The 12,583-nt window shown below is 34.5% G+C and carries 11 protein-coding genes; 4 read left to right on the top strand and 7 right to left on the bottom strand.

Features of this window, described 5'->3' with window-relative positions:
• Positions 1-4: 4 nt before the first annotated feature.
• Positions 5-2,320, bottom strand: coding sequence for a YfhO family protein (locus DW269_RS02925; RefSeq protein ID WP_117458480.1), 2,316 nt, complete (start codon positions 2,318-2,320; stop codon positions 5-7).
• A gap of 161 nt (positions 2,321-2,481) precedes the next feature.
• On the opposite strand from DW269_RS02925, the gene DW269_RS02920 reads away from it, so the two are divergent.
• Genes DW269_RS02920 through DW269_RS02905 form a run of 4 tightly spaced genes read left to right on the top strand, consistent with a single transcriptional unit; the run spans position 2,482 to position 5,694 of the window.
• Positions 2,482-3,153 (top strand): PIG-L family deacetylase, encoded by a 672-nt coding sequence (locus DW269_RS02920; protein ID WP_226793769.1) that lies wholly within the window; start codon positions 2,482-2,484, stop codon positions 3,151-3,153.
• A 2-nt stretch (positions 3,154-3,155) separates the two neighbouring features.
• Complete coding sequence (locus tag DW269_RS02915) at positions 3,156-3,851, top strand: response regulator transcription factor (RefSeq protein ID WP_117458479.1); 696 nt, start codon at positions 3,156-3,158, stop codon at positions 3,849-3,851.
• Positions 3,844-5,169, top strand: coding sequence for a HAMP domain-containing sensor histidine kinase (locus DW269_RS02910; RefSeq protein ID WP_117458478.1), 1,326 nt, complete (start codon positions 3,844-3,846; stop codon positions 5,167-5,169). The genes DW269_RS02915 and DW269_RS02910 overlap by 8 nt, the downstream gene beginning before the upstream one ends.
• A 57-nt stretch (positions 5,170-5,226) precedes the next feature.
• Positions 5,227-5,694 carry a hypothetical protein gene (locus DW269_RS02905; protein ID WP_117458477.1) on the top strand — a complete coding sequence of 156 codons (468 nt, stop codon included), beginning with the start codon at positions 5,227-5,229 and terminating at the stop codon, positions 5,692-5,694.
• A gap of 198 nt (positions 5,695-5,892) precedes the next feature.
• Here the strand turns inward: DW269_RS02905 and ilvB are convergent, their stop codons facing one another.
• From ilvB to DW269_RS02875, 6 genes are all read right to left on the bottom strand, one after another.
• On the bottom strand, positions 5,893-7,569 hold the full coding sequence (gene ilvB / locus DW269_RS02900; RefSeq protein WP_117458476.1) for a biosynthetic-type acetolactate synthase large subunit: 1,677 nt from the start codon (positions 7,567-7,569) through the stop codon (positions 5,893-5,895).
• Between the two features lie 17 nt (positions 7,570-7,586).
• Positions 7,587-9,260 (bottom strand): dihydroxy-acid dehydratase, encoded by a 1,674-nt coding sequence (gene ilvD, locus DW269_RS02895; RefSeq protein WP_117458475.1) that lies wholly within the window; start codon positions 9,258-9,260, stop codon positions 7,587-7,589.
• Between the two features lie 9 nt (positions 9,261-9,269).
• Positions 9,270-10,352, bottom strand: coding sequence for a 3-isopropylmalate dehydrogenase (gene leuB / locus DW269_RS02890; RefSeq protein WP_117458474.1), 1,083 nt, complete (start codon positions 10,350-10,352; stop codon positions 9,270-9,272).
• Between the two features lie 5 nt (positions 10,353-10,357).
• The gene (gene leuD, locus DW269_RS02885; protein WP_117458473.1) at positions 10,358-10,849 is read right to left on the bottom strand and encodes a 3-isopropylmalate dehydratase small subunit; all 492 of its coding nucleotides are present in this window, start codon (positions 10,847-10,849) and stop codon (positions 10,358-10,360) included.
• Positions 10,849-12,126: a 3-isopropylmalate dehydratase large subunit gene (gene leuC, locus DW269_RS02880; protein ID WP_117458472.1), complete on the bottom strand. Its 1,278-nt coding sequence runs from the start codon at positions 12,124-12,126 to the stop codon at positions 10,849-10,851. The genes leuD and leuC overlap by 1 nt, the downstream gene beginning before the upstream one ends.
• A 196-nt stretch (positions 12,127-12,322) precedes the next feature.
• On the bottom strand, positions 12,323-12,583 hold a 261-nt coding region (locus DW269_RS02875), incomplete at its 5' end, for a zinc ribbon domain-containing protein (RefSeq protein ID WP_147321675.1).

The raw sequence follows: 12,583 nt of genomic DNA, 5'->3' as shown, positions 1-12,583 counted from the left end.
TTTTCTACCCCTCCTCACACATAGTATCATATTTTCTTTGATATATATAGAATAATACAAATAGAATAACACCTATTGTACTTATAATACATGAAAGAGTATATCCTGGAGGAGTAAATGTGATCTTAATTGTATGACACCCTTTTGTGATACGACATCCTAAGAATGCTTGATTGACTTTTTCTGTATTGACTTTCTTATTATCAATATACATTGTATAACCCTTTTCATAAGGAATACGTGTAATAAAGTAACCATCTTGAGAGACATTGATTTTACCTTCTAGTACATTGGATGATTTCTTAATATCTAATGGATCAACAGTCTGATTTAATGCAGAAGCAGGAAGTGTATACATCTTAATATTTTTAATAATATAGTCACCTTTAGAGAGAGTTACTTTTAATTGATTACTTGTAGTCACATAAGTGAAATGTGTATGAGGATGATAATAAGGATTCTTAATACTAGCGAGTTTATTCTTCATTCCATTGACAGTAATAGATACACCCTTAAGAGGTTTCTTATTCTCAATATCTGCTTCTAATACAACGATTTCATTGTTTGTTTGACGATTCAATGTCATTTCTTTTTTCTGTTTTTTAGTAATATGATAAGAATTCTTGAATCCTGGATCTTCTTTAATAAATTGACTTTGATAATGTGTATCACCTTTATTCACAATCGCGCAATTCACAAGTGTATCTAGAGTATATGGATAAGAGAGCTGTCTAAAATGTTTTTCACTCATTAACTGGTTTGTTGCATAAGCTTGAGGTAAAGAAGTATTTGATTGATAAAGTTTTACATTCTTATCTTGATCCTTTAAAGAATAACCATAAGGGGCATTTCTTTTAGAAATAACTGTATCAATACCAAGTGTCTTAAGGTAGAAGATATTGTCTGTGTCATTCTGTGCTACACGGTTATTTGTAGGAACAGGGATTCTTAATGTATCAAATAGGAATTCATTGTAATGTTTATTATTAGTAGATGTATAGCCTGATACACGTTTAAATAGATAACCATGAGTTTGATTGACATTCTGTCTTGTAGTCAAATCCGCGACTGTATGCATCTTATTTCTTCTTACTAACTGTGAAACATTCTTTTCTGATTTCTTTGGCTTATAGAATGAAGAAGGTCCATTAATAAATGATACAACCAACATTGGAACCACAAGATATCCATACAGTACATGCTTTCTTCTTTGGAGTAAGATAAGAAGCGCAAATAGGCAATCTACAAGTGCTGAGAATGGGTATTTAATAAAGAATAATGGAATCATTAGTAACAGTACAGAATATCTAGAAAGTGTAACATCCCCTTCTTTAATCTTTACTAACATCATACACATGATATAAGCCACGATTGGAATAAAGACAATCATGATCTTACTTCTTGCATATAAGAAACCATTCATAATAAACCACATAAGTGGAGAGTAGAATGATACAAGAGTGACAATAGAAAGCTTTCTTAGCTGTTTATCACTTAATGCAAGAACTAAAAGAATATATGAGATATATGTTAGTCCACATCCATATTTACTATAGAGTAATCCCTTTAAATTAAGAGAAGGGATGAATAATGATGCAAGTGCAGTGGGTGCACCAGATTTACCATTCATTAATATAATATAGAGTGTTGGAATTGTCAGTATTGCGGTTAATAAGACAATGAGTACATAGGATATAAAGAGCTTTTTCCATTCAGCAGGATAACGATAGAGTAAATAAATGAAACATACAATAAAGCATCCAATACAATAGAAATAGCTATGAAGTACAATCATACTGCCACATAGTGTAAAAGCTGCAAAGTTCTTCTTTTCTATACTTATTAAAGCGAGGAATAAGTAAGGCATATAGTTCACAAACATGATCTGTTTATGTGAATGAAAGAAGATACTTGATAATAATACAAGCAAGCTGACAAAGATACAGATGTTTTCGTTATCTGTATGTTGTCTTAAAAAGATATAACAACATATAACAGAGAGTGTCAGCATCAATACACTATAGGCAATGATGATTGTCTGCATATTTACATGTATGAGTAATGCACCTATAAGAATATCTAGTCTTAAGTATCCATAATAAGAGAAGTGATATATATTTCCTCCACCCATTAACTGTTTCATATAAGTAGGGAATAGTGTTCCTTCACTTCTTATTGCATGTCTTAATGCATCCGCAATAACTACATGTTGGCTATACCAGTCAATTGTGTTACCAAAGACATTGGATGTAAGTATAAAGACTAATGCGATAGATAGTAGACCAAGTAGACAAACGGTGCGCTTGTCTTTTTTAGTCATGATTTTCACCTCGATACTATTGTAAGAAACAAATCTTAAATTTAGACTTAAACAAATCTTAAATTCACTTAATTTTTGTGAATTTTATGTTTAAGAAATCTTAAGAATTCTTTTAAGGTTTTTTAAATAAAGAGATGATATTGTAAAAATGGGTGATAAATATGAATAATTTAAAAATGTTGACAATTAGTTCTTTGTTGATGATTAGTTCATTATTTGGTTCTAATCATACAATTAAGCATAAGAAGATGATTGATGGATTAAATCTTAAGAATATAGATTCTGTGATGTTTGTAGCACATCCTGATGATGAAACTATATGGGGTGGCAGTCATCTTTTAAAGAAACATTATCTTGTTGTATGTTTGACTAATGGTAATAATAAGGTAAGAAGAAAAGAGTTTATGAATGTCATGAAGGCAACAGGTAGTACAGGTGTTATGTTTAATTATCCAGATAAAACAAATGGACAAAGAGATAATTGGAATAAATCAAGAAAATATATCAAAAATGATGTACACTATATATTAGGTAAGAAGAAATGGAAAACTGTTGTGACACATAATCCTGATGGTGAATATGGTCATACGCATCATCAGATGACTTCTTATATAGTAAGTAAAGATAGTCGTGTTGATATGAATCAGCTTGTCTATTTCGGTAAATACTATAGAAAAAAGAATATGCCTCATAATCTTAATTCTATAAGTCAAAGTGATTTAGAGAAGAAGATGAAGTTAACAAGTATGTATAGTTCACAATCTAAGGTTATGGATCATCTTGGACACATGTTACCTCATGAGAACTGGGTGAAGGCAAAGGATTGGAGATAGTTATGAATGAAAGAATCATGATAGTAGATGATGATAAAGATATACGAGAAGTAATCCAGGTATTATTGTCTAGTGAAGGATATAATGTCATAGAAGCAAGTAATGGGAAAGAAGCATTAGAATTAGTGGATGATGATACAGATCTTATTATTCTTGATGTGATGATGCCTGAAATGAATGGGTATCAAGCGTGTGTATTATTAAGAGAGAAAACAAAAGCCCCTATTCTCTTTTTAACTGCAAAGGGGCAGGATAGTGATAAAACATTAGTTTTTTCTAGTGGTGGCGATGATTACTTAACTAAACCATTTTCTTATAATGAGTTAAATGGACGTGTGAAAGCATTACTGAGACGCTATCATGTGTATCAGGGTAAAAGCACTACACAAGAAAAACAGATTATATATAAGACAGGTAATATAGAAGTCAATAGTGCGAAACGTACAGCATCAATAGATGGAGAGAAACTCAACTTAACAGATTTAGAATATAATATTCTAGAATATTTATTAATGAATAAACAGCATGTTATTTCTCCTAGTCAGCTATTTGAAGCTATCTGGCATGAAGAATATTATTATGGGGCAAACAATACAATCATGGTGCATATTAGACATTTAAGACAGAAGATTGAAAAGGATCCTACAAATCCTGAACATATCAAAACAATCTGGGGTAAAGGATATTATTGTGAGTAAGAAATATGTAAGTCTTGCCTCTAAGATTTTCTTTATATTAATTGCCTCAAGTATGTCTGCAGTATTGGTATATAGCTGTTTTAGAGAACAGATTCCTCACTATTATAGTTTTATAGATGAAGTTGCTGGTATTAAGGATAAGAGAAATAAGTTCTTTAAAGAGTTTAAAGAAAAAGCGAAAGATGTCAATTTAACAGATAAGAAACAAGTAAAGAAATTGATCAAGACCAATGATCCTTACTTGTCTGTTTATATTTATGATAATAAGAATGAATATTATGTTGCAGCTAATTATGCAGATTTCCTTACTCAACCTGTGAGTGTGATTACACCACTTTATATCTTACAGACAGACTTTGAAACAGATGCGTATAATGCGGTTTATACAAAGATTGTACAGTTCAAGGATCAAAAGGCTGAAGTAGAACTGTATGATATGAACTTACTTAAATATATTAAGTATTATTTCTATATTGCTTTGTTTGCTTCTTTCCTCACATTCCTTCTTCCTACTTTCTTTTTTATTCGTCATAAAGTCAAATATATTGAATGTTTAAAACAGGAAATACTCAATATGTCCCAGGGTGATTTATCTCATCCTATGACAATTCAAGGACGTGATGAACTTGCAGTACTTGCTCATCAAATAGATGGTCTAAGAATGACATTAGAGGAAAATTATGAGAAAGAAAAAGAAATGCAACAGACACATCATGATTTGATTACTGCCATGTCACATGACTTAAGAACTCCTCTCACAAGTTTAAGAGGTTATCTGGATATTCTTGCCTTGCATTGTTTCAAGGATCAGGAACAGATGGATAACTACTTACATAGATGTATTGACAAAGTAGAACAAATCAAAGAATTGTCTAATAAGACATTTGCTTATTCACTTGTGTTTGAACAGAATAGTCATCCTCAATTAGAAAAGATATCTACAGAAGAACTCTTAGGTTATATAGAAGAGAATCTCAACTATCTAGAATTAGAAGGCTTTATCATTCACAAAGACATTAAATATATAAAAAAAGAAGTCCTTTTAGACTTCTCCATGATCAAAAGAATGATCAATAACCTCTGTTCTAATATTCATAAGTATTCCGATAAACATGTAGATATGACTCTTACTCTTGATGATTCTTTTGATCTCCTCTTAACCAATAAAAAGAAGAGTGATTTATCTAAAGTAGAGAGTAATAAGATTGGTTTAAGAAGTGTAAAACGTATTGTAGAACTTCATAACGGAACATGTTCTATTGAAGAAAGTGAAGAAACATTCTCCATCCACATCTCTATTCCATTAAAAAAGGCTTGATCATAAGATAATTAGAGGGCAAGCAAATATAAGATCAAAAGGAGTATACTATTTAGTATGATGAAAAAATTACATTTAATCATAAAAATAAGTTTCTTTGCTATTGTAATAGCTGTTTCTATATTTTTAAAAGAAAAACATTTTACTGCATACATATCTCCCGGAGCTATAATTGATCAAACAGATTACCTTATTCAATTTAATATTTTTTCAAAAATTCTGTTGGCTAGCAGCTTACTATTACTCATTCTATTCTTTACTTATTATAAAATGAGTGTACGCTTATTTGATATTACATTATTAGATAAAATAATTTTATTTTATTATTCTGTATTCTTTATTACAATATTTACTACTTATCATTCATTTTATGTATATAGTGGAGATTTGTGTCATTTATCATCTATATTAACCTCTATCACTTTTTTACAATATGATTTTTTTAATGTATTACCAATTGGTATAATCCTCTATATTCCAATACTGTATTTATTTTTCATAAAACATAAAAGAAGAAAGCCATGAAACGAAAAAGAATAATAACAATTTGTATTTCTTTGGTCACAATGGAAGCCAATACGTGGACAAGTACTGGCAGAATAAACAATCTTCCAACTTATGGTGAGGTAAAAGGTGTTTGAAAAATTAGACATGTAAAAAGGCTGTAAATGCTAATGAGATAGTATATCTTTCGAACTCTCATTAGTTTAACAGCCTTTTTAATTACTTATTAATATCTGCTTCATCAAATACTTCCGCAATAGAGCTTCCTGGTGCAACCATTGGGAATACCTTGTCATCATCATCAATGATACATTCAATAACAACTGGACCATGATAATCCACTGCTTCCTGTAAAGCAGGCATGACTTCTTCTTTCTTAGTGACACGGATAGCTTTACAGCCTAATCCTTCTGCTACTTTACAGAAGTCTACCTTATCATGAAGTACTGTTGCACTATAGCGTTCACCATAGAATAATGTCTGCCACTGTCTTACCATTCCAAGTACATGGTTATTAAGTACTACTTCAATGATTGGGACATTATAACGTGATGCAGTAGCGAGTTCATTAAGGTTCATACGGAAACATCCATCACCTGCAATATTGAATACTAACTGATTAGGACAGCCATATTTAGCTCCTATTGCAGCACCTAGTCCATAACCCATAGTACCAAGTCCACCAGAACTTAAGAACTGTCTAGGACGTCTATAGTGATAGTACTGTGCTGCCCACATCTGGTTCTGACCTACTTCAGTTGTGATAATAGCCTGAGAATCAGTGAAGTTATCAATCTGTTCAATCACATATGGACCAGTTAATCTAGACTGATCATAAGTTAAAGGATAACGATCCTTTAATGTACGTACTTCCTTCATCCATCCTGGATGATTCTGTTGTGTTAAAGTTAAGTTAATGGCTTCAATAACATCTTTTGCATCTCCGACAATACCTAAATCAACAGGCACATTCTTATCGATTTCTGCATCATCGACATCAATATGAATAATCTTCGCATTCTTCGCAAATGTATCCACATTACCAGTAATACGGTCACTGAAACGTACACCAATCGCAATCAATAAGTCACATTCTGATACACCGATATTACTTGCTTTAGTCCCGTGCATTCCTAGCATTCCTGCATAACGTGGATTAGTGCCGTCATATGCTCCTTTACCCATTAATGTATCAGTAACTGGTGCATCGATTTTTTCTACAAATTCTTTTAATGGTGCACTCGCCTGAGAGGCAATACATCCACCACCGACAAATACGAATGGCTTTTCTGATGCTTCAATCATTTCTACAGCCTTCTTAATTGAAGATGTAGGGAATGTATAATTACGGCTGCCAATGACATCTGGCACCTTTTTAGTATATTCACATGAACCTACAGTCGCATTCTTAGTCATATCGACTAATACTGGACCTGGACGTCCTTCTTTCGCAATCTGGAATGCTTTACGAATAGTTGGAGCCAATTCTTCTGGTGATTTACAGATAAAATTATGTTTTGTGATAGGGATAGTCACACCCTTGATATCAATTTCCTGGAAGGCATCTTTACCTAAGGCATTGACACCTACATTGGCAGTTAAAGCGACTAAAGGAATAGAATCCATCATGGCTGTCGCAATACCTGTGACAAGGTTAGTGGCACCCGGTCCACTTGTTGCCATACAAACACCCACTTTACCAGTGGCACGTGCATAACCATCAGCTGCATGAGACGCACCTTGTTCATGAGATGTAAGAACATGATGAATCTTATCCTGATACTTATATAAACTATCATAGACTTCTAGGATGGCACCTCCTGGATAGCCAAAGATAGTATCAACGCCCTGTTCAAGAAGGCTTTCTACTACAATGTCCGATCCTTTCATTAACATTTTTGGATTCTCCTCCTTTACTTATCATTTGGCTGTAATACAGCTCCAGTATTGGCACTTGTTACCTGAGCAGCATAACGTCTTAAGTAACCTGTAGTGATACGAGGTTCTCTTGGCTGCCATTTAGCACGACGTGCTTCTAATGTAGCATCATCTACAGCTACATTAATCTTATTATTTGGAATATCAATAGAAATCATATCTCCTTCTTCAATTAAAGCGATAGGTCCTCCTACTGCTGCTTCAGGAGATACATGTCCAATAGACGCCCCTCTAGTTGCTCCTGAGAAACGACCATCGGTAATTAATGCAACATCTTTATCAAGTCCCATACCAGCAATTTCACTTGTAGGAGATAACATTTCTCTCATACCAGGACCACCTTTAGGACCTTCATAACGAATAACAACAACATCACCCTTAACAATCTTACCAGCACGAATTGCCTTGATTGCATCATCTTCACTATCAAATACTCTTGCTGGTCCAGTATGTGTCATCATTTCAGGTGCGACTGCCGCTGCCTTAACAACACAGCTATCAGGTGCAATATTACCCTTTAATACTGCAATACCACCTGTTTTCATATAAGGGTTATCAACAGGACGGATGATTTCTGAATCTAAGTTTACACATCCTGCAATATTTTCTTTAATAGTCTTCCCAGTACATGTGATTCCTGTTGTATCTAAAATACCTAATGAATCAAGTTCATTCATGACTGCATATACGCCACCGGCATCATCTAAATCTTCCATAAATGTAGAACCTGCTGGTGCTAAGTGACAAAGGTTTGGTGTATATTTAGAAATTTCATTCGCAATTTCAAGATTTAATTCCACACCTGCTTCATGTGCGATTGCTGGTAAATGAAGCATTGAGTTTGTAGAACATCCTAAAGCCATGTCCACTGTCATCGCATTCTTGAATGCAGCTGGAGTCATGATATCTCTTGGTTTGATGTTCTTTTCTACTAATTCCATGATCTTCATACCAGCATGTTTAGCAAGTCTGATACGTGCTGAATAAACAGCTGGAATAGTACCATTACCACGAAGACCCATACCGAGTGCTTCAGTTAAACAGTTCATAGAATTTGCAGTATACATACCTGAACATGAACCACATGTTGGACATGCTTTTTCTTCAAATTCTTCAAGATGTGCGGCATCTAGAGTACCTGCATTATATTGACCAACAGCTTCAAATAGTGAAGAAAGACAAGTCTTCTTACCATTTAATTTCTTACCTGCAAGCATTGGTCCACCTGATACAAAGATAGTTGGAATATTTAAACGAGCAGCTGCCATTAATAAGCCTGGAACGTTTTTATCACAGTTAGGGATCATAACAAGACCATCAAACTGATGTGCTGTCGCAAGACATTCTGTACTATCAGCAATTAATTCTCTTGTAACGAGTGAATATTTCATACCTGTATGGTTCATCGCAATACCATCACATACTGCAATCGCAGGTACTTCAACTGGTACACCACCAGCTAAATAAACACCTTTCTTAACTGCTTCACTGATCTTATCTAGATTCATATGACCAGGAACAATTTCATTATATGAACAAACTACCCCGATTAGAGGTCTTTCTAATTCTTCTTCTGTCATGCCTAAGGCATTGAAGAGTGAACGATGAGGTGCACGTTCTACTCCCTTTTTTACATTATCACTTCTCATATTAGCCTCCTAAAGTCTTTCTACTACAGCATCACCCATCTGTGATGTAGATACTTTTGTCATTCCTTCTTTATAAATATCAACAGTACGAATATTATCTGCAAGAACCTTTTCTACTGCTTTTTCAATACATGCTGCTTCTTCATCCATATCAAATGAATAACGTAGCATCATAGCAGCACTTAAGATAGTCGCAAGTGGATTCGCAATATTCTGTCCTGCAATATCAGGTGCACTGCCATGACTTGGTTCATACATACCTAGACTGTCTTCACGAAGTGAAGCACTTGATAACATACCAATAGAACCAGTAACCATAGATGCTTCATCACTTAAGATATCCCCAAACATATTCTCAGTGAGGACAACATCAAACTGTGCTGGATCTTTAACTAACTGCATGGCACAGTTATCTACAAGCATATGTTCTACTTTTACTTCTGGGAAATCCTGAGCCACTTCATTCACAATCTTACGCCATAAGCGAGATGTATCTAAAACATTGGCTTTATCCACACTTGTAAGTTTCTTACCACGTTTCATCGCAATTTCAAATCCTCTTTGTGCGATACGTCTAATTTCAAGTTCTGAATAAACAAGATTATCATGAGCCACTAATTCACCATTGATTTCTTTTGTGTTTCTTTCACCAAAATATAAACCACCAGTCAATTCTCTTACGATAATCATATCAAAACCTGCTTCTGATGTGCTTTCCTTTAATGGACATGCACCTGCAAGTTCTTTATATAAATAAGCAGGTCTTAAGTTTGCGAATAAACCTAATTCTTTTCTAATCTTTAATAATCCTGCTTCTGGTCTTAATGTAGGATCTAATTTATACCATGGAGATGTATTAGTATCTCCCCCAATAGAACCTAATAATACAGCATCACTGTTTTTTGCGACTTCTAATGCCTCATCAGTTAATGGGACTCCATAAGCATCAATAGAACAGCCTCCCATGAGGATATTCTTATAGTTGAATGTATGATTATATTTCTTTGCGATGGCATCAAGTACCTTAATTGCTTCATTCACAATTTCAGGACCGATTCCATCACCTTTAATAACCGCAATATTCTTTTCCATATCCTCTATCCTTTCTTATTATTGACGTAGTTTACAAGACCACCCTGTTCAATAATCTTCTGCATGAACGCTGGGAAAGGCTGACCCTGATATTCTGTATTCTTAGTGAGGTTATAAATCTTACCTGTTTCATAATCTACTTTTACTTCATCGCCATCATCAATACCATCTACGGCTTCTGGACATTCAAGAATCGCAAAACCGATATTAATAGAGTTACGATAGAAGATACGTGCAAAGCTTTTTGCGATAACACATGAAACACCTGCTGTCTTTAATGCAAGAGGGGCATGTTCTCTTGATGAACCACAACCAAAGTTCTTCTTTGCGACAATAATATCACCAGGCTGAACTCTTTCTACAAATGTAGGATCTAAGTCCACCATAGCGTGACTTGCTAATTCTTTGGCATCAAATGAATTAAGATATCTTGCTGGAATAATAACGTCTGTATCAACGTTATCACCATATTTAAATACTCTACCTTTAGCTTCCATTAGTTATTACCTCCGAATTTTTCTGGATTTGCGATATAACCTGCAATCGCACTTGCAGCTGCTGTTTCTGGAGATGCAAGATAAATTAATGATTCTACATCACCCATACGTCCAACGAAGTTTCTATTTGTAGTAGAAACACACTTTTCACCTTTCGCAAGTACACCCATATGACCACCCATACATGGACCACAGCTTGGTGTATTGACAGCACATCCTGATTCTACAAATGTTTCTAGAATACCTTCTAGGATACACTGTAAGTAAATCTTCTGAGTGGCTGGTACAACCATCACTCTCACATTATCAGCGACTTTCTTACCTTTAAGAATAGCGGCTGCTTTTCTTAAGTCTTCCATACGACCATTTGTACATGATCCAATAACAACCTGATCAATATAGATCTTATCCATTGCTTCAATTTCATCCACTGTCTTCGCATTACCTGGAAGATGAGGGAAAGCAACAGTTGGTCTAATAGCAGATAAGTCTACATCTACCACTTCTTCATATTCAGCATCACTATCTGCTTCATAGATCTTATATTCACGTTTAGCATGTTTATCTAAGTATTCAATAGCGGCTTCGTCAACAGGGAAGATACCATTCTTAGCTCCTGCTTCAATAGCCATATTACAAATAGTGAAACGATCTGCCATAGATAATTCTTTGACACCCTCACCAGTAAATTCCATTGATTTATATAAAGCACCATCTACACCAATACGTCCAATAATATGTAAAATAACATCCTTACCAGATACGTATTTTGGTAATTTGCCATGAAGATTAAATTTAATGGCTGAAGGTACCTTGAACCATAACTGTCCAGTCGCCATACCTGTCGCAATATCAGTTGTTCCTACACCTGTAGAGAAAGCACCAATCGCTCCATAAGTACAAGTATGTGAGTCTGCACCAATGACAGCATCTCCTGCCACAACAATGCCGCTTTCAGGTAAAATAGCATGTTCTACACCACATTTACCCTGTTCCATATGATGTGTTAATCCCTGCTCACGAGAGAATTCTCTGATTGCCTTTGAGTTCTCTGCAGATTTAATATCTTTATTAGGTGTAAAGTGATCTGGCACTAAGACAACCTTATCTTTATCAAAGACCTTATCAGCCATTTTCTTAAAGATTGGTAAAGCCATAGGTCCTGTAATATCATTTGCCATTACAATATCTACATTTGCTTCAATTAATTCACCTGCATGAACTTCTTTTACTCCCGCATGATCAGCTAAGATCTTCTGCGTCATTGTCATTCCCATTATATATAATCCTGCCACTCAAAATGTGATTAAATATACTCACATCGAGATAATGTAAGTTCTCACGAACATTACTTACTTTGTCATCGTGTATGCTTTGGATTGACCGAAATCATATCTACTCACAAGTTCAAGTACACTCCATAGTCGTAAATTCCCGAAATAGCCTTCGGTACATACCTACGTTTGCGTTCATTTATGCAACTTCGTAAGTCGTAGCATCTCTCAGATTTAGTGCAGCATTGAAATCTCTGTCTTCGATATATCCACAGTCACATCTGAAAATTCTATCTGAAAGCTTTAAATCTTTCTTGATACTTTTGCAGCAGTAACATGTCTTAGATGATGGGAACCATCTATCTACTATTCGAAGTTCGATTCCGTTCTCTTTGCATTTAGCTAGAAGCTTTGTTTTAAATTCATAAAACTTCTGCGAAGCAACTGCCTTTGAAAGATG

It is taken from the genome of Catenibacterium sp. AM22-6LB, from assembly GCF_003435615.1.
Taxonomy (GTDB): Bacteria; Bacillota_I; Bacilli_A; order Erysipelotrichales; family Coprobacillaceae; genus Catenibacterium; species Catenibacterium mitsuoka_A.
The sequence above is the reverse complement of the archived record's forward strand: the minus strand, read 5'-3'. Positions and strand labels throughout refer to the sequence as shown.

Excerpts from the sequence above, each read along its gene's own strand:
- DW269_RS02925 (WP_117458480.1), bottom strand. The coding sequence starts at position 2,320 with ATGACTAAAAAAGACAAGCGCACCGTTTGTCTACTTGGTCTACTATCT.
- DW269_RS02920 (WP_226793769.1), top strand. The coding sequence starts at position 2,482 with ATGAATAATTTAAAAATGTTGACAATTAGTTCTTTGTTGATGATTAGT.
- DW269_RS02915 (WP_117458479.1), top strand. The coding sequence starts at position 3,156 with ATGAATGAAAGAATCATGATAGTAGATGATGATAAAGATATACGAGAA.
- DW269_RS02905 (WP_117458477.1), top strand. The coding sequence starts at position 5,227 with ATGATGAAAAAATTACATTTAATCATAAAAATAAGTTTCTTTGCTATT.
- ilvB (WP_117458476.1), bottom strand. The coding sequence starts at position 7,569 with ATGTTAATGAAAGGATCGGACATTGTAGTAGAAAGCCTTCTTGAACAG.
- ilvD (WP_117458475.1), bottom strand. The coding sequence starts at position 9,260 with ATGAGAAGTGATAATGTAAAAAAGGGAGTAGAACGTGCACCTCATCGT.
- leuB (WP_117458474.1), bottom strand. The coding sequence starts at position 10,352 with ATGGAAAAGAATATTGCGGTTATTAAAGGTGATGGAATCGGTCCTGAA.
- leuD (WP_117458473.1), bottom strand. The coding sequence starts at position 10,849 with ATGGAAGCTAAAGGTAGAGTATTTAAATATGGTGATAACGTTGATACA.
- leuC (WP_117458472.1), bottom strand. The coding sequence starts at position 12,126 with ATGGGAATGACAATGACGCAGAAGATCTTAGCTGATCATGCGGGAGTA.